Annotated in this window: 21 protein-coding genes; 9 read left to right on the top strand and 12 right to left on the bottom strand. The window is 70.0% G+C overall.

The annotated features are described in order from the left end of the window. Positions 1 to 77 precede the first annotated feature (77 nt). From HOV91_RS08365 to carD, 6 genes are all read right to left on the bottom strand, one after another. The gene (locus HOV91_RS08365; protein ID WP_174184856.1) at positions 78 to 356 is read right to left on the bottom strand and encodes a DUF4190 domain-containing protein; all 279 of its coding nucleotides are present in this window, start codon (positions 354 to 356) and stop codon (positions 78 to 80) included. Positions 357 to 655: 299 nt separating this feature from the next. After that, positions 656 to 1,633 carry a 23S rRNA (guanosine(2251)-2'-O)-methyltransferase RlmB gene (gene rlmB, locus HOV91_RS08360; protein WP_174184855.1) on the bottom strand — a complete coding sequence of 326 codons (978 nt, stop codon included), beginning with the start codon at positions 1,631 to 1,633 and terminating at the stop codon, positions 656 to 658. Then, complete coding sequence (cysS, locus tag HOV91_RS08355) at positions 1,633 to 3,039, bottom strand: cysteine--tRNA ligase (protein ID WP_174184854.1); 1,407 nt, start codon at positions 3,037 to 3,039, stop codon at positions 1,633 to 1,635. The genes rlmB and cysS overlap by 1 nt, the downstream gene beginning before the upstream one ends. A gap of 64 nt (positions 3,040 to 3,103) precedes the next feature. Beyond that, positions 3,104 to 3,571 (bottom strand): 2-C-methyl-D-erythritol 2,4-cyclodiphosphate synthase, encoded by a 468-nt coding sequence (ispF, locus tag HOV91_RS08350; RefSeq protein ID WP_174184935.1) that lies wholly within the window; start codon positions 3,569 to 3,571, stop codon positions 3,104 to 3,106. Between the two features lie 2 nt (positions 3,572 to 3,573). Next, the gene (ispD, locus tag HOV91_RS08345; RefSeq protein ID WP_438822644.1) at positions 3,574 to 4,293 is read right to left on the bottom strand and encodes a 2-C-methyl-D-erythritol 4-phosphate cytidylyltransferase; all 720 of its coding nucleotides are present in this window, start codon (positions 4,291 to 4,293) and stop codon (positions 3,574 to 3,576) included. A gap of 8 nt (positions 4,294 to 4,301) precedes the next feature. Continuing rightward, positions 4,302 to 4,790: an RNA polymerase-binding transcription factor CarD gene (gene carD / locus HOV91_RS08340; protein WP_011206964.1), complete on the bottom strand. Its 489-nt coding sequence runs from the start codon at positions 4,788 to 4,790 to the stop codon at positions 4,302 to 4,304. Between the two features lie 467 nt (positions 4,791 to 5,257). Between carD and HOV91_RS08335 the strand changes: the two genes are divergently transcribed. Together HOV91_RS08335 and radA are read left to right on the top strand one after the other, a co-directional pair. Further along, positions 5,258 to 5,980 (top strand): hypothetical protein, encoded by a 723-nt coding sequence (locus tag HOV91_RS08335; protein ID WP_174184934.1) that lies wholly within the window; start codon positions 5,258 to 5,260, stop codon positions 5,978 to 5,980. A 355-nt stretch (positions 5,981 to 6,335) separates the two neighbouring features. Continuing rightward, entirely contained in the window at positions 6,336 to 7,733 is a 1,398-nt protein-coding gene (radA, locus tag HOV91_RS08330; protein ID WP_174184852.1) for a DNA repair protein RadA, read from the top strand. 225 nt (positions 7,734 to 7,958) lie between these two features. Here radA and HOV91_RS08325 read toward each other — a convergent pair whose 3' ends face one another. Together HOV91_RS08325 and HOV91_RS08320 are read right to left on the bottom strand one after the other, a co-directional pair. Continuing rightward, complete coding sequence (locus HOV91_RS08325) at positions 7,959 to 8,609, bottom strand: hypothetical protein (RefSeq protein WP_174184851.1); 651 nt, start codon at positions 8,607 to 8,609, stop codon at positions 7,959 to 7,961. 123 nt (positions 8,610 to 8,732) lie between these two features. Beyond that, positions 8,733 to 9,356, bottom strand: a complete 624-nt coding sequence (locus HOV91_RS08320) for a carbonic anhydrase (protein ID WP_174184850.1) — start codon at positions 9,354 to 9,356, stop codon at positions 8,733 to 8,735. Between the two features lie 90 nt (positions 9,357 to 9,446). On the opposite strand from HOV91_RS08320, the gene HOV91_RS08315 reads away from it, so the two are divergent. Further along, a complete protein-coding gene (locus HOV91_RS08315) occupies positions 9,447 to 10,364 on the top strand; it encodes an HhH-GPD family protein (protein WP_312884518.1) in 918 nt (305 codons plus the stop codon). A 75-nt stretch (positions 10,365 to 10,439) separates the two neighbouring features. On the opposite strand, the gene HOV91_RS08310 is transcribed toward HOV91_RS08315, so the two are convergent. Beyond that, positions 10,440 to 11,186, bottom strand: a complete 747-nt coding sequence (locus HOV91_RS08310) for an alpha/beta fold hydrolase (protein WP_174184849.1) — start codon at positions 11,184 to 11,186, stop codon at positions 10,440 to 10,442. A 58-nt stretch (positions 11,187 to 11,244) separates the two neighbouring features. Between HOV91_RS08310 and mhuD the strand changes: the two genes are divergently transcribed. The 4 genes from mhuD to HOV91_RS08290 all read left to right on the top strand — a co-directional run bounded on the left by mhuD (position 11,245) and on the right by HOV91_RS08290 (position 13,316). After that, positions 11,245 to 11,559 (top strand): mycobilin-forming heme oxygenase MhuD, encoded by a 315-nt coding sequence (gene mhuD, locus HOV91_RS08305; protein ID WP_043686001.1) that lies wholly within the window; start codon positions 11,245 to 11,247, stop codon positions 11,557 to 11,559. A gap of 262 nt (positions 11,560 to 11,821) precedes the next feature. Next, positions 11,822 to 12,016, top strand: coding sequence for a CbtB domain-containing protein (locus tag HOV91_RS08300; RefSeq protein WP_039794710.1), 195 nt, complete (start codon positions 11,822 to 11,824; stop codon positions 12,014 to 12,016). After that, a complete protein-coding gene (locus HOV91_RS08295) occupies positions 12,007 to 12,798 on the top strand; it encodes a CbtA family protein (RefSeq protein WP_174184848.1) in 792 nt (263 codons plus the stop codon). Before HOV91_RS08300 ends, HOV91_RS08295 begins: the two co-directional genes overlap by 10 nt. A 35-nt stretch (positions 12,799 to 12,833) precedes the next feature. Further along, a complete protein-coding gene (locus HOV91_RS08290; RefSeq protein WP_174184847.1) occupies positions 12,834 to 13,316 on the top strand; it encodes a hypothetical protein in 483 nt (160 codons plus the stop codon). A gap of 65 nt (positions 13,317 to 13,381) precedes the next feature. Here the strand turns inward: HOV91_RS08290 and HOV91_RS08285 are convergent, their stop codons facing one another. The 3 genes from HOV91_RS08285 to HOV91_RS08275 all read right to left on the bottom strand — a co-directional run bounded on the left by HOV91_RS08285 (position 13,382) and on the right by HOV91_RS08275 (position 14,962). Continuing rightward, a complete protein-coding gene (locus HOV91_RS08285; RefSeq protein ID WP_174184846.1) occupies positions 13,382 to 13,822 on the bottom strand; it encodes an OsmC family peroxiredoxin in 441 nt (146 codons plus the stop codon). A gap of 170 nt (positions 13,823 to 13,992) precedes the next feature. Next, positions 13,993 to 14,313: a DMT family transporter gene (locus HOV91_RS08280; protein WP_174184845.1), complete on the bottom strand. Its 321-nt coding sequence runs from the start codon at positions 14,311 to 14,313 to the stop codon at positions 13,993 to 13,995. Between the two features lies 1 nt (position 14,314). Beyond that, positions 14,315 to 14,962, bottom strand: coding sequence for an FMN-dependent NADH-azoreductase (locus tag HOV91_RS08275; RefSeq protein ID WP_174184844.1), 648 nt, complete (start codon positions 14,960 to 14,962; stop codon positions 14,315 to 14,317). A gap of 107 nt (positions 14,963 to 15,069) precedes the next feature. On the opposite strand from HOV91_RS08275, the gene HOV91_RS08270 reads away from it, so the two are divergent. Continuing rightward, entirely contained in the window at positions 15,070 to 15,678 is a 609-nt protein-coding gene (locus tag HOV91_RS08270; RefSeq protein ID WP_174184843.1) for a TetR/AcrR family transcriptional regulator, read from the top strand. Between the two features lie 117 nt (positions 15,679 to 15,795). Beyond that, positions 15,796 to 16,711 (top strand): histidine kinase (locus HOV91_RS08265; protein WP_246349927.1); only part of this gene is annotated, 916 nt, incomplete at its 3' end.

The following is a 16,711-nucleotide window of genomic DNA, read 5'->3' as shown; positions in this document are numbered from 1 at the left end:
GGTGCACGAACCTCCGTCCCGCCGCCCCGTGGCCGCGCGCTACCGCTTGCCCACTCGGTCCGGCGGCGCCCCGCTGCTCAGGCGTTGCCGCCGAGCAGGATGAGCAGGAACAGCACCGCGAAGATGATCATCAGGATGGTGCCGATGACGCCGAGGATGTAGCCGACCATCACCTGGGCGCGACCACTGAACGCGCCGCCGGATTCCTCGATCTGGTCGAGCGCGCGCCGCCCCAGCGCCCACGCCACCGGCCCCAGCACCCCGCAGCAGAGGACGCTCGCCGCGCCGAGGAACAACACCGCCGTCGCGTTCGGATGCTCGACCGTCTGACCGATGGGCTGATTGGGTATCACCACCAGCCGAATTCTACTGGGATGTGCCGCCTCTCCGAGTCTTTAGGCCGGACGAGTCGGGAACGCGAGATTTACGCTCAGAACTTACGTTTGGTGATACCGCAGTTCTGGGCGTACCGGCGAGGTACCCATCCTCTTGCGAAATGAGTTGACACGCTTGTTTTTCCGCGAGCCGGGGCGGCAGTACCAGTGGGTTCCGCGTAACCAGCGCTCAGTTCATGGACGCGGGAACGTCCCGGGTCGACCGAGCGACCGCACCGGGCCAGAACTGCCTGATCGGCCCGAGCGGTGCGTCGACGTTCTCAGGCGCGACGTTGCCGGGCGACTTCGGACAGCACCACACCGGCGGCGACCGACGCGTTCAACGATTCCACCGGGCCCGCCATCGGGATCGACAGGATCGCGTCACAGGACTCCCGGACCAGGCGCGACAGCCCCTTGCCCTCCGAGCCGACCACGATCACGGTCGGCTCACGGCCGTCGAAGTCGTCCAGGGAGGTGTCGCCACCGGCGTCCAGACCGACGATCTGCACCCCCTGGGCCGCCCAATCCTTCAGCGTTCGAGTGAGATTCGTCGCACGGGCGACCGGGAGCCGAGCGGCGGCGCCCGCGCTGGTGCGCCAGGCCACCGCGGTGACGCTCGCGCTGCGCCGCTGCGGGATCAGCACACCGTGGCCGCCGAAGGCCGCGACGGAGCGGACCACCGCGCCGAGGTTGCGCGGGTCGGAGATGTTGTCCAAGGCGACCAGCAGTGCGGGCTGCGCGGAACCGCGAGCCCGGTCGAGCAGGTCGTCCGGGTGGACATAGCGATACGGCGGCACCTGCAGGGCCACGCCCTGGTGCAATCCGTTGGCACTCATCCGATCCAGGTCGGTGCGCGGAACTTCCAGGATGGAGATGCCCGCGTCGGCGGCGATCCGCACGCTCTCGGTCAGCCGGTCGTCGTTCTCGGTACCCACCGCGACGTACAGCGCCGTCGCGGGCACGCCCGCGCGCAGGCACTCGACCACCGGATTGCGCCCGAGCACCAACTCCGGACCGTCGTCGGTCTTGCGTCCCGCGGGCCGGCCCGCCGCGCCGCGACCGGTCGAACGACTCGGTGTGGCCTTGGCTTTCGCGGCCGCGCGTTTGGCCGCCGGATGCTTGGTCCGCATCTCGGCGGGCGGAGTCGCGCCACGGCCTTCCAGCCCGCGCCTGCGCTTGCCACCGGAGCCGACCACGGCCCCCTTCTTGCTACCGGTCTTGCGGACCGCACCTCGGCGCTGCGAATTTCCTGCCATTACTCGGCCTTTCCGGATTGCGGTGCGCCGAGCGCCCATTCGGGGCCGTTGGCGGTGTCGGTGACCTCGATGCCCGCGGACTGCAGGCGGTCGCGCACCCCGTCGGCGGTCGCCCAGTCCTTCGTCGCCCGCGCTTCTTGGCGGCGGTCGAGTTCCGCACGCACCAGCACGTCCAGCGCGCCGAGCGCGGCGGAGGAATCACTCGGGGTGTACCAGTGCGGGTCGAGCGGGTCGACGCCGAGGACGGCGAGCATGGCACGCACCTGGCTCGCCAGATCGCGCGCCGAGTCGACCGCGCCGACCTCCAGCGCCTTGTTGCCCTCGTGCACCGCGCGGTGGATCTCCGCCAGCGCCTTCGGCACCGCGAGATCGTCGTCGAGGGCGGCGGCGAACGCGTCGGTCCACTTGCCCACCGGAATCTCACCGGCCCGGTCCAGCACCCGATTCACGAATGCCTCGATGCGCTGGTAGGACTGCGCCGCGTCGTGCAGCGCCTTGTCGGAGTACTCCAGCATCGAGCGGTAGTGCGCGCTGCCCAGGTAGAACCGCAGTTCGACGGCACGCACCTGTTTCAGCACATTCGGCACCGACAGCACGTTGCCCAGCGACTTGGACATCTTCTCCCCGCCCATGGTCACCCAGCCGTTGTGCAGCCAGTACCTGGCGAAGCCGTCACCGGCTGCCTTCGACTGGGCGATCTCGTTCTCGTGGTGCGGGAACACCAGATCCATACCGCCGCAATGGATGTCGAATTCCGGGCCGAGGTAGAACCCGGCCATCGCGGAGCACTCCAGGTGCCAACCAGGGCGGCCGGGCCCCCACGGCGAGGGCCAGGTCGGCTCGCCCGGCTTCGCCGCCTTCCACAACGTGAAGTCGCGCGGGTCGCGTTTGCCCTCGCCCGCGCTCTCGCCTTGGTGCACGTCATCGAGCCGGTGCCCGGACAGTTTTCCGTAATCAGGGAAGCTGACCACGTCGAAGTAGACGTTGCCCGCCGAGGCGTAGGCGTGACCGCGGTCGATCAGCCGCTGCATCATCTCGACCATCTGGGTGATGTGGCCGGTGGCGCGGGGCTCGGCGGACGGCGGCAGCACGCCGAGCTGTTCGTAGGCGCGGTCGAAGGCGCGCTCGTGCGTGGCGGCCCACTCCCACCACGGCCTGCCCGCCTCAGCGGCCTTGATCAGGATCTTGTCCTCGATATCGGTGACGTTGCGGATGAACCAGACGTCGACGTCGTGCGCCAGCAACCAGCGGCGCAGCACGTCGAACGCGACTCCGCTGCGCACATGGCCGATGTGCGGCTCGCCCTGCACGGTGGCGCCACAGAGGTACACCGAAGCACGGCCGGGGACCAAGGGCGCGAAGTCGCGCATGGTCCGCGTGTCGGTGTCAAAGAGGCGCAGGGTCACGGCAGTCGATCCTAGCTGGTGTATAAGGTCGTTCACGGACCGGCTCGGGTCCGCCGGAGCAGGATCAACGACAGGATTGCAGCAGGGCCGTCGCCACGGCGGCGACGCCCTCGCCGCGACCGGTCAGGCCGAGGCCGTCGGTGGTGGTGCCGGACACCGAGACCGGGGCGTCGAGCAGCTCGCCGAGCACCTGTTGCGCCTCGGCGCGCCGGGGCCCGATCTTCGGACGATTGCCGATCACCTGCACCGCGGCGTTGACCACCTCGAAGCCCGCTTCGCCGAGCAGCCTGCGCACTTCCTTCAGCATGGCGGCGCCGGAGACACCCACCCACTCCGGGCGTCCGGTGCCGAACACCGCGCCGACATCGCCGAGGCCGGCCGCGGACAGCAGCGCGTCGCACAGCGCGTGCGCGGCGACGTCGCCGTCGGAGTGGCCGGCGCAGCCGTCGTCGCCGTCGAACAAGAGACCGGCCATCCAGCAGGGCCGGCCCGCTTCGATCGGATGGACGTCACTGCCGATGCCGACGCGCATGGTCACCGCGCCACCGCCGGTCCGATGCCCGCGCCGTCGAGCACCGCGGCCGCGAGCCGGAGGTCGAGCGGAGTGGTGATCTTGAAAGCCAACGGATCGCCGGGAATGGTGTGGACTCCGACGCCGAGCCGCTCGACCAAGCCCGCGTCATCGGTCGCCTGGACGCCCTCGGTCGCGTAGGCGGAGCGCAGCAGCTCGGCCGCGAAACCCTGCGGGGTCTGGATGGCGCGCAACTGCGCGCGGTCCGGGGTACCGGTCACCGCGCCCGCCGCGTCGACGGATTTGATCGTGTCGGCCACCGGAAGACCGGGGACCACGGCGGGACGGCCCGCGCGCAGTTCCGCCGCGACCCGGGCGATGAGCTCGGGCGGCGTGAGGGCGCGGGCGGCGTCGTGCACCAGGAAGTAGGCGGCGTCGGGCGCCGCGGCGATACCCGCGCGCACCGAGTCGATGCGTTCGGCGCCGCCGACGACCACCTGGACCGAACCCGTGGGCGGCAGCAGGGCAACGGCGCTGTCGACGAATTCGGTGGGAACCATCACGATGATCCGGTCGACCGCGCCCGAGGCGATCAAGCCTTCGACGGCGAGCCGGACCATGGGCGTGCCGCCGACCGCGACGAACGCCTTGGGTGTCGATTCACCCAGACGCACGCCACGGCCGGCGGCAGGCACCAGAGCAACGACGGGCCCGTCGGTGGAACGGACACCGTTGTCAGGTATGTACACGGTCAGGAAGCCGCTGCGAGGACCTCATCGAGCAGGGTCTCAGCCTTGCCGTCATCGGTGCCTTCGGCCAGCGCGAGCTCACCGACAAGGATCTGCCGAGCCTTGGCGAGCATGCGCTTCTCACCCGCGGACAGGCCGCGGTCCTGTTCCCGGCGCCACAGATCGCGGACGACCTCGGCCACCTTGTTCACATCGCCGGAAGCGAGCTTCTCGAGGTTGGCCTTGTAGCGGCGGGACCAGTTGGTCGGCTCCTCCGTATGCGGCGCCCGAAGCACCTGGAAGACCCGATCGAGACCCTCCTGACCCACGACGTCACGCACGCCGACGTATTCGGCGTTCTCCGCGGGAACCCGAACAGTGAGATCGCCCTGGGCGACCTTCAGGACCAGATACTCTTTTTGCTCACCCTTGATGGTGCGAGTCTCGATTGCTTCGATCAGCGCCGCTCCGTGGTGGGGGTAAACGACGGTGTCTCCGACCTTAAAAATCATGTGTCCCGTGCCCCTTTCGATGTTCACAGTTTAACATGCGACTCGATAACGGCGCGATCAACTGTGCAGGTCAGGGCCACAACGAGGCAACCCTGGGGCTTGACAGATGCCAGGCGGTGTGCATTACGTTGTGCCAGAACGAGTTATCTCCCGGCTCGGTCGGCGTCGTTCCCGTCCCACGGCCCGGCATGTTCCCGGCAACCTTCGAAGCTCGACCGAACTGTTATCGACACGGGGGTGTCGGCACGGACGTCCCAGTCTTCCGCCCCACCGCGGCCCTCCGGAGCGCGCGAGCCGTCGACACCCGGGCAACCGGGTTGACACGGCCCCCGCGCCCGCGCTGCCGGAGGAACTACTACGCTGCCTAGTTACTACGCTCCCGCGCGGAGCAGAGCCCGGTCGACATGGAGGGACAACCCGTGACTGCCCTGAAAGCTGTGACCGCCCCGAAGGGGGCGCGACGTCGCATGGTGACGGTTGCCGCACTCGCTGCCGGAGCGGCGATCGCACTGTCCGGCTGCGGCGCGGGCCAGATCTCGCAGACCGCGGACCAGGTCGCCGCCGTGAACGGCAATTACGCCGACGTCGGCCGCATCGCGCTGCGCAACGTGCACATCGTGTACCCCAACGAGGGCGGCGGGTACAACAACGCGAAGGGCGGCAAGGCGCTCATCGCGCTGTCCATCATCAACAACAGCCCGTCCGTCCCCGACGAGCTGACCAGCATCACCACCGACCTCGGCACCGTCAAGCTCACCGGACCTGGTGGGAAGTCCGTCGTCGAGCTGGCTCCGCAGCAGACCGTGGTCGCGGCGAGCACGCCGGTCAAGCGCGAGGCCGCGCCGACCACCACCAGCGCGGCGCCGACCACCACCGCGGGCGCGCCGACCACCACGGCGCGAACGACCGCGCCGACCACCACGGCCGATTCGCACGGCGGGGACGACCACGGCTCCCAGCCCGCCGCCGACCCCGAGGCTCAGCCGATCCAGATCGAGATCACCGGCCTGACCAAGGACATCACCCCTGGTCTGACCTACAACATCTCGTTCAACTTCAAGCAGAACGGCACCGTCCAGATCCAGGTCCCGGTCGACGCGGGCCTGCACACCGAACGGCACGAGTCCGACAAGTCCGGCCCCGCCAAGACCGAGCACGGCAGCGGCGCCCACGGCAGCGGCGGCCACTGAGTTCGCTCAGCCGCACCCACGGCGTCTCCCGGCCCCTCCCGGGCCGGGAACGCCACCCGTAAGACTCGGACCCCGCGCGGGCCGGGAGAACATGGATCGCTCGACCTGGCAAGCCTCCGGCTGAGAGGCACACATCATGTGGCCGGGGCCAGCCCCAACGCGCCCAGCGCACCGCAACCACGTCATTCGAGCGAAGCGAGACCGAGCATTGCCCGTTCGCGGCCCGGCTCGAGTTTGCGCGGCCGCCGCGCAAGCGACGAAGGAGCAAGCGGCGGCCGCGCAAACGCGAGCCACAAGAGGGCCGCGAACACGCCGCGACGCAGTCGCGGCCGATCAAACACCGTATGGTGCCCCTGTGGCAAAGACCAAGCCGACCTTCCGCTGCTCCGCCTGTTCGCACGAAGTCGCCAAATGGGTGGGCAAGTGCCCTGAGTGCGGGGCTTGGGGGACGGTCGACGAGGTAGTCGTCGGAGCGGGTGCGGTCGGTTCGCCGGGGCGCAAGGCGATGTTGCCCAGCACCGCGGCCGCGCCGATCTCGCAGATCGACTCCAAGATCACCAAGGCCCGGCCGACGGGCGTCAGTGAGCTGGACCGGGTGCTCGGCGGCGGGGTGGTGCCCGGCTCGGTGGTCCTGCTGTCCGGCGAGCCGGGGGTGGGCAAGTCGACGCTGCTGCTCGAGGTGGCGCATCGATGGGCGGCCCAGCGCGAGGAGAAGGCGCTGTACGTCACCGCGGAGGAGTCGGCGGGGCAGGTCCGGCTGCGGGCCGATCGCACGGGCGCGGTGCACGACCGGGTCTACCTGGCGGCGGAATCGGATCTGTCGATCGTGCTCGGGCATGTCGAGCAGGTACGGCCGTCGCTCCTGGTGGTCGACTCGGTGCAGACCATGCTCGCACCGGAGGTGGACGGCGTGATCGGCGGCGTCACCCAGGTACGCGAAGTGACCGCCGCGCTGACGTCGCTGGCCAAGTCGAGCGGGATCGCGGTGCTGCTGGTCGGGCACGTCACCAAGGACGGCAACGTCGCGGGCCCGCGCACGCTCGAGCATCTGGTCGACGTGGTGCTGCAGTTCGAAGGCGACAAGAACTCGACGCTGCGCATGGTGCGCGGCATCAAGAACCGTTTCGGCAGCGCCGACGAGGTGGGCTGTTTCGAGTTGCACGAGGACGGCATCGCCTGTGTCGACGACCCGTCGGGCCTGTTCCTGCATCACCGCACCGATTCGGTGCCCGGCACGGCGGTGACCGTCGCCATGGACGGCAAGCGACCGCTGGTCGGCGAGGTGCAGGGCCTGACCGTGAAGACCGAGATCCCGCAGCCGCGCCGCGCGGTGAGCGGACTGGACTACAACCGGGTCGCCATGGTGCTGGCCGTCCTGCAGAGCCGCGGGCGGGTGTTCCTCGGCAAGAGCGACGTCTACGCCGCGACGGTCGGCGGCATGCGCCTGGTCGAGCCGTCCGCCGACCTGGCCATCGCGCTGGCCATCGCCAGCGCCGAATCCGACGTCCCGATCCCGCCGGGCTGGGTGATCCTCGGCGAGGTCGGCCTGGCCGGCGAGGTCCGCAAGGTGACCGGCCTCAACCGCCGACTGGCCGAGGCCGAACGCCTCGGCTTCACCACCGCCCTGATACCGCCCGGCCTCTCCCCGGTGCGCAACACCATGAAGATCCACGAGGTCACCGACCTCCGCTCCGCCATCCGCATCGCGGGCCTGCGCAAACTACGCGCCGCCCCCGAAGAGGCAGCCAGCTGAATAGGCCGGCCCCCCTACCGCGCCACCGCCACCCACACCGGCAAATCGCCGGCACCCACCACGCAGGCGCACCGGCCGAACCACCGATGTGGGAACCAGACCGACCATCCGCCGGTCACGGCCCGAACCGCTCAGCGCGCCCAGCCCACCGCAACCACGACTTTCGACCGAAGCGAGACCAAGCATCCGCCGTTCCCGACGAAGTCGCGGCCAATCAAACACACCTCAAGCGATATTGAACGGCTCGGCCATGCTGCGTACCGAACCGAGTTGCGCGATGACGCTGTACGGCCCCGGCGGCACCTGGACGCGTTCGCCCGCGCAATTGGGCTGGGATGTGGTGCCCGACCAGGTCACCGTGAATGCCGCCTGCTCACCGCGACTCATGGTGCGGACGTCGGGCTGGCCGTCCGGGTAGCAGTCGGTGCTCGACCACAGCCGTCGTTGGCCGTCGAGCGTGTGCACCGAAACCTGTTGCAGGCCGGAGCCCATGTCGCGGGTGCACGCCACCGCCGAGATGTTGGTGATGACGATCCCGAACACCGGCTGCTCGCCGGTCTTGTAGGTGGGCTGCTCCACGGTCACCTTGATCGCCAGCGACTGGTCCGGGCAGGGGCCCGCCGCCGCGCCGCTGGTGGCCGCCGCCGAAGTCTTCGGCGGGCCGGACTCGCCCGGCGGCTTGGCCGCCGCGTCGACGGGCTTGGCCGCGACCGAGCTGGACCCGGCGGCCTTGGCGTCACCGGGCGAGTCGCCGCCGCGCGCGACCGCGAGCACGACCCAGATCACCAGCGCCAGCGCGACCACCAGGACTCCGATGGCGAACGCGCGGCGACGCCAATAGATCTCCGGTGGCAGCGGTCCATTCGGTTCCAGCACGACTCAACGGTAAGGGCACGCTCGGGCACATCGTCTCAGGGGCACGGCGTGTCGGCCGCCCGCCCCCATCGGCGACGAGTACATTCCGCCGGCACGCTGGGCGAACCGGGGACGCGCCCCGGCTCAGACCACCTCGCCGATATTGCCGACGACCCGGTGCAGCTGCACTTTGCCCTCGGCCAGTTTGTAGGTCACGCAGGCGATCGCGAGCGCACCGGTCGCGACCTGCTGCGAGATGATCATCGACCGCTGCATGAGCAGGCGGCTGGTCTCCACCACGTGCCTGGCCTCCATCTCGTCGACGGTGGACAGGCCTTCGCGCCGTCCGATCAGAATGGACGGCGTGACCCGCTCGACCACGCTGCGGATGAACCCGCCCGGCACCTCGCCGCCGTCCAAGGCGTCGATGGTGGCCTTCACGGCTCCGCAGCTGTCGTGCCCGAGCACTACGATGAGCGGCACGTTGAGCACCTGCACCCCGTACTCGATCGAGCCGAGCACCGAGCTGTCCACCACATGGCCCGCGGTGCGCACCACGAACATGTCGCCGAGGCCCTGGTCGAAGATCAACTCGGCGGCGACCCTGGAGTCGCCGCAACCGAACAGGATCGCTTGCGGGTGCTGGCCGCTGACGAGCTTGGCCCGGTCCGCGGCACCCTGGCTAGGATGCAGCAGCGCGCCGCTGACGAAGCGCTCGTTGCCTTCTCGCAGGGACTTCCAGGCACTGATCGGGTTGGAATCCGGCATACCGACCATTGTGCAGGATGACAGCGCTACCAGCGAGTTCGGTTGGTTACGTGTGGGCAAATACCGCCTGGCGGCAGTAGGACGGGGACAGTGAGGGCAGTGCGGAACGGCGCACCGAGGGACATCGACGCGGACACGTTGCTGGATTGGTACGGGCAGACGGCGCGCGATCTGCCGTGGCGCAGGCCCGGCGTCACCGCGTGGCAGATCCTGATGAGCGAGATCATGTTGCAGCAGACCCCGGTCGTGCGGGTCGAGCCGATCTGGCGGGAGTGGGTGGCGCGCTGGCCGGTTCCTTCGGCGATGGCCGCCTCATCGCAGGCCGAGGTGCTGCGTGCCTGGGGCAAGCTCGGCTATCCGCGCCGGGCGCTGCGACTGCACGAGTGCGCCAGGGTGCTGGCGGCCGAGCACGGCGACGAGGTGCCCGCCGACGTGGACGTGCTGCTCGGCCTGCCCGGCATCGGGGCCTACACCGCGCGCGCCGTGGCCTGTTTCGCCTATGGGCAACGCGTCCCGGTGGTGGACACCAATGTTCGCCGAGTGGTTGCCAGAGCGGTGCACGGGCGGGCGGAAGCGGGCAACCCTTCGCCGCGGGATCTCTCCGAAACCGAGGCGCTGCTCCCGCTCCAGGTCGACCGCGCCGCGGTGTTCTCCGCCGCCCTGATGGAACTCGGCGCGACGGTGTGCACCGCCCGGACCCCCGATTGCTCGCGCTGCCCGCTGCCGAGCTGCGCGTGGGTCACCGCGGGCCGGCCGGTGAGCGACGTGGTCCGCCGCACCCAGAAGTACGAGGGCACCGACCGTCAAGCGCGGGGCCGCCTGCTGGACGTCCTGCGGCATGCCAGCGGGCCGGTGGAGCGGATGCGCCTGGACCTGGCCTGGACCCGCGACCCGGGCCAGCGCGACCGCGCCCTGGATTCGCTGCTGGTGGACGGCCTGATCGAACAGACGCCCGACGGCTTGTTCGCCTTGGCGGGCGAGGGCGGGCACCCCGAGGCGCCCAGCTGAGCCGCGACCCGTCCGCGCAGGCGTGCGGCAAATTGTCGCGGTGACCGGTGATCGGACCGGCCGAAGCCCTTCCCCCTAGTCGGCCAGCACCCTGCGCAAGAAGCGCTCGACCTCCGCTCGGTAGCGCTCGGGCTGGTCGTCGTGCACGAGGTGACCCGCACCGGGGACCAGGACGTAGTCGGCCCCCCGATGCGCGGCGGCCATCTGCCGCATCTGCCCCGGCGGGGTGATGCTGTGCTCGCCCTCCAACAGCAGCGCTGGGACGCGCACCGCGTCCCAGTGCCGCCAGAAGTCGCGCGTCCCCCACTCCTCGGAGATATCGCGGAAGGTGGTGACGGAGCCGTGCAGCCGGTATCCCTCCGGCCCGCGCTCGAAGGAGTTCAGGAAGTACCGCCCCGCCACCGGCCCGAAGAAGGAAAGGACGGCGTCCTCGTCCGGAAACGGCTGCGGCCATGCCTCGATCATCGCCGCCCAGTGCGCGGCGGTGCGGCCGGTGAAGTCCGGCGCGATGTCCTCGATCACCAGCGCCCGGACCCGATCGGGGTGGGTCGCGGCGAAGACCCAGCCGTGCAGGCCGCCCATGGAATGCCCGATCACCACCATCGGCTCGCCGATCGCGGCGGTGCAGGCGGCGAGGTCCGCGACGAAGGCCTCAGTCGTCAGTTCCGCGGGCGCGGGCCTGCCGTGACCGGCGGCGTCGAAGGTGTAGACGTGGCCGTGCTCGCGCAGCCAGTCCAGCTGATCGCGCCAGGTGCGCGCGCTGCCCATCAGTCCGTGCAGCAGCAGGATCGGCGCGCCCGCTCCGCCTTCGTCGTGCAACATCGCTCCGACAATACGAGGCACCGAGCACCTGCTCGGCATCAGCCGCTAGCTTGGACGCATGGCTGTTGTGAAGATCAACGCGATCGAGGTTCCCGAGGGCGCGGGCCCCGAGCTGGAGAAGCGGTTCGCCCACCGCGCGCACGCGGTCGAGGGCTCCCCCGGCTTCCTCGGCTTCCAGCTGCTCCGTCCGGTCGCCGGGGAGAAGCGGTACTTCGTTGTCACGCAGTGGGATTCGGAAGAGTCCTTCGCGGCGTGGCGGGACGGGCCCGCGCGCGAGGCGCATGCGGGCGAGCGCCAGAAGCCGGTCTCGACGGGTGCGTCCCTGCTCGAATTCGAGGTCGTGCTCGACGTCGACGCGAAGCCCGCGAACTGAGTCGGACTCCGGCCGCCGGGTAGGTCCGCCTGCCCGGCGACTCGCCCGACGCCGTGGTACGCCCGTGCCGGACCTGGTTGACGCCGGGGGCATGCGGGTGTCACAGTTCGAAGGACAAACGCGAGGGTGACGCGGTAATTCCGGTGCGAATCCGGAGCGGTCGCGCCACTGTGTTCCACGCATCGAGTCCGGTGCCGGAAAGCCAGACACCGGCACCGTCGCGCCACCACCCGATGGGACGCGCATCCCAAGGAGGACTCGAATGGCCATCGCGCATTCACCCAGCCGGGCGACCGATTCCCTGGCCACCGTGCTCGTCACGGTAGGTGTCGTTCTTCTCGCACTGCTCACGCTGTACCTGGTCGGCTTCGACCAGGGAGTCATCTCGCGCAGCGGGATGTACCTGCACGAGCTGATGCACGACGGACGCCACCTGCTGGGGCTTCCGTGCCACTGACCGGTTCGCTCCGCACACTGCTGCTGCGCGGCCTGCTGGCCGGCCTCGTCGCCGGCCTGCTGGCCGCCACAGTCGGTTACTTCGTCGGCGAACCCAAGGTGGACGCCGCCATCGCCATCGAGGAAGCGGGCTCCGCCGCCGAGCACACGCACGGCGAGCACGCCGAATCGCCGGGCGGGCATACCCACGGTGACGAGGAAGAACCGCTGGTGAGCCGCGGCGGCCAGAAGTTCGGGCAGTTCCTGGCGCTCGGACTGGCCGGGCTCGCGCTCGGCGCCATCTACGCCTCGGTCGCGCATTTCGCACGGCGCTACACCGCGCTGTCCGGTCCACGGCTCGCACTGACGCTCGGCGCGGCAGGGTGGGCCGCGATCGTCGCGGTGCCGTTCTTCAAGTACCCGGCGAACCCGCCCGCGGTGAGTGATCCGGACACCATCAACGAGCGCACCCTGCTGTGGCTGGCGGCCGTCGTGCTCGGCATCGTGGCGGTCGGCGCGGCGGTGGCGGCGTTCACCGCGCTGCGCGCCCAGCTTCCCACGTTCCGGCTGATCGGTGGCGTCGCGGCATTCGTGCTGGTGACCACGCTCGGTTATCTCCTGCTGCCCGGCGTGAACGAGGTCAGCGCGAACTTCCCGGCCACCTTGCTGTGGGAGTTCCGGGTGGCGTCACTGGCCGAGACCGCGACCTTGTGGGCCTGCCTGGCCCTGGGCTTCGCGGCGCTCACCGAATTCGCGACGCGCACCGATACCCCGGTAGGGGCAGCGGCCGCTACGGCGGGGTGATTCGCGTCCAGGAGAGCTGAGGCAGTGTCGGTCCCATGATCGGCACTGCCTTCTCCGTCTGGCCCGCACCGCTGCGTGTCCACCCCGCTGGACCACCGCGGGCAGTACGGGTCGCGTTCGTCGCTCTGGTTGTCGCTCTGCTCGCGGGGATGGCCGAGGCGATCGTACGGGCCGCCCGCGCTTTTCCTCACACCGATCCGGCCGACCTCGCGACCGGGGCGGGCACGCGCACGGCGATCTACCTTCTGGTGCTGGCAGTCGCGGTACGGATGACCTACGGCGACCGCTGGGCCCGGCTGCTGATCACCGTCGGCATCGGCGTATTCGGTCTGTTGTCACTGATCGTCGAACCACTCGCCGCTGCCATGTCCGCCGACGACATGCGCGACCTCTTCCGGGACGCGTCCGCGGCGTCGCTGCTGCTCGCCGCGTTCCGCACGGTCCATGTCATCGCCGTGCTGATCGCCGTCCCCGCCCTCTACACTCGCCCCGCCAGGCGTTACTTCGGCAAGCGCTGACGCGCGGGCACCCGCGCTTTTGTGCCCCGCACTTCCCGGTGCGGGGCACGAGGCGGTGATCCGAATCAGGCGAGCGCCGCGTCGAGAGTGATGTGGTCGACTCCCGCGAGCGCCTTGCTGACCGGGCAGCCCGCCTTGGCAGCCTCGGCGGCGGCCTGGAACGCGTCGGCGTCGATACCGGAGACACGGCCGCGGACGGTCAGCTTGATCCCGTTGATCCGGAAACCGCCCGCCGGATCGGGGCCGAGGGTCACGTCGGCGGTGACATCGAGGCTCTCGGGGGTGCCACCCGCGTTGCCGATCTGCGCCGAGAGCGCCATCGCGTAGCAGGAGGAGTGCGCGGCCGCGATCAGTTCCTCCGGGCTGGTGGTGCCGTCGGCCTCCTCGGCGGAACGCTTCGGGAACGACACGTCGTACTTACCGACCCCTGAACTGGCCAGTTCGACCTGTCCCGAACCCTCCTGCAGGGTGCCGGTCCAGGCGGTACGCGCGGTACGTGTGGGCATCACGGTCCTTTCGCCGATGATCGTTTGACGATGCAGCACGAACCTACCCCGGCCGACTCGCCCGAGCCCACCGGTTCGCCGATCGAGTCCACGGCGCGGCGCGGACCGCGGGCACGGTGACTCGGCGGTAAACCTTCCGCGCGCCAGGCGAATCCGCGCGGTCGGCGGGACTACTCCGGATTCGTGATCCTGGCCAGCACGATGCCGCCGAGGATCAACGCGAGCGCCAGGATCCGGCCCGCGCTGAGCGGATCCCGGTGGACGACGATCCCGAGCGTGATCGCGCCGAGCGCCCCGATGCCGGTGAACACCGCGTAGGCGATGCCGACCGGCAACGTCTGCATGGCTCGGGACAGCAGGTACACGGCGGTGACCCCGAGCGCGAAACATATTAGAGTCGGGACGAAGCGGGTGAAATTCTCGGTCGGCTTGATGCTCTGCGACCAGGCGATCTCCACCAGACCGGCCGCGGCGAGGATGACCCAGCTCATCTCAATACTTCCCGGCCAGAGCGCGAGCGGTGGCCAGAGCGTCGGCATAGGACGCGTCGTGCTCGGCACGCCGGTGTGCCAGCGCGGGGTCCTGGCGGGAATTGGCTAGTTCCGCGTGCACGAAGACGGTGTCGGACACGGCGAAATGGCCCGCGAAGAAGTCGCGCAGGAAGCGCTCCTGGTAGTCGTAGGCCGCTTTGGGCGCGCCAGGCGAATAAGCGCCGCCGCGGGCGCTCGTCACCACGAACCTTCGGTGTCCCAGCGTCATTCGCGGGAACGTCACCTGGTCCAGCCAGGCCTTCAGCGCGGCCGGTACGGAGTAGTTGTACATCGGCGTGCCGATCAGGATTACGTCCGCCGCCAGCAATTCTGCGAGCAGCGGCTCCACGATGCCCCACGCCGCGGCCTGCTCCGGGGTGCGGACCAGGTCACCGAGCCGCTCCAGGTCCGTGCTCGGCAAGGCGAGGACCGCGTCGCACAGTTCGGTCCACGCCGCACCGATGAACGGCACCGGCTCGGCCGCGAGGTCACGGTAGCGGTACCCGCCGCCGGGATGTCGCGCGCGCCATGCGTCGGCGAAAGCGGCGCTCAATTCCCGGCTGATCGACTGCCGCCGGGCGCTGGTGTCGAGGTGCAACAACGTACTCATGATCAAGCCTCCGACTAACTGGACATCGCGTCCGATTCGTACCCGATCGACGATAGGCATATATGGACATATTGTCCACTTACATTCGAATCGGTTACAGTCACGGCATGGAACCCCGATCCGACCTGCTCGCCACCGGGCCGGGCCCGTCGGCGGCCCCCGCGGAACGCGCCGACGCGGCACGCAACCGGGCCAAGGTGCTCGCGGCCGCCGCGGAACTGTTCGCCACCCGGGAACCCCGCACGGTGACGATGGACGACATCGCCAAGGCCGCGGGCGTCGGCCGCGGCACCCTGTACCGGCGATACCCGGACACCCATTCGGTCGCGGTAGCCCTCCTGGACGAACACGAACGAGCGCTGCAGGACAGACTGCTGTCCGGCCCGCCGCCCCTCGGCCCCGGCGCTCCGCCTGCACAACGGCTGGCGGCGTTCTACGCCGCGATGGTCGAATTGCTGGACGCGCACGCGCATCTGGTGCTGGGCGCCGAGACAGGCGGAGCGCGCTACGCGACGGGGGCCTACGGCTTCTGGTACGCGCATGTGCGAACGCTCCTGATAGCCGCCGGAATCCGTGCCCCGGACGCCATGGTCGATCCGCTCCTCGCCCCGTTGGCGGCCGAGGTCTATCGGCAGCAGCGCGAGCGCGGACTGACCTCCGAGCAGATCACCGAGGCCCTCCGATCGATCGCCGAGTCGGTCCTCGGCGCTCGGTGACGCCGGCCCGCGACAGCGGAAACCGCCCGAATCGGCGCGATTCTCGCGAAATACGTTCCCAGGCGGCCGTCGAATCGCGACCGAGCCGCATAGGCTACGTGGGTGCGGGTGGCAGGGATGACGGATCGAAGTTCGGTCGGCTGGGACTGGGGGGTCGCGCTCGTCGTGGCCGCAGTGCAGTTGGTCGGTGGCACCTTCGCGAATATGCGGCAGACGGGGGTGCACTCGCTCGACGTCCTCGGATATCTCCTGCTGCTCGCCGGGCCGGTGGCGCTGATCTGGCGGCGCGTACAGCCGGTGCCCGTGCTGATCGTGGCGCTGGCCATGTGCGCGGCGTATCTCCTGCGCGGCTACGGATACGGGCCGGTCTTCGTCGCGCTGGTCGTCGCCTTCCTCACCGCCGCGAGCGCCGGATCGCGATGGTGGACTTACCCGCTCGTCCCGCTCGGGTATCTCGCGCTGGTCTGGCCGCTGCCCGCGCTACTCGGCCACCCCGCCCACCTGTGGCAGATCTCCGCGCTGATGGCGTGGCTGGTCGTCCTCCTGCTGGCGGCCGAGGGCATCCGGCAGCGCAGGGCCGTGCTCGTCGCGCGCGGGCAGCGCGCCGAGGCCACGCGCCGGGACGAGCAAGCGCAGCGCGAGCGGCGGGCCAGCGAGGAGCGCCTCGCCATCTCGCGGGAACTGCACGACGTGCTGGAACACAGCCTCTCAATGATCAACGTGCAGTCCTCCGTCGCGCTGGAACTGCTCGACAAGCGCCCGGACCAGGCCGAGACGGCACTCACCGCGATCAAGAACGCCAGCCGCGACGCGCTCGCCGAGGTGCACGCGCTGCTGCACACCATCCGCTCCGGCACCGCCGCGACCGAGGACGACGAGCAACCGGCCACGACCGACGCCGACGTGGAGGAAACCGGCAGGCGCCGGAGCCGCCGCTCCATACGCAACCGTAATTCGGCTGCGCCCGAGCATGTTTCGAGCGACGACGGCGACGAGGACACGACCGAGGCAACGGCCGAGCCGCCACCCGCCC

Origin of the sequence: Nocardia barduliensis (genome assembly GCF_013315795.1) — a bacterium.
GTDB classification, from domain to species: Bacteria; Actinomycetota; Actinomycetes; order Mycobacteriales; family Mycobacteriaceae; genus Nocardia; species Nocardia barduliensis.
This window is presented reverse-complemented; position numbering and strand designations above follow the sequence as displayed.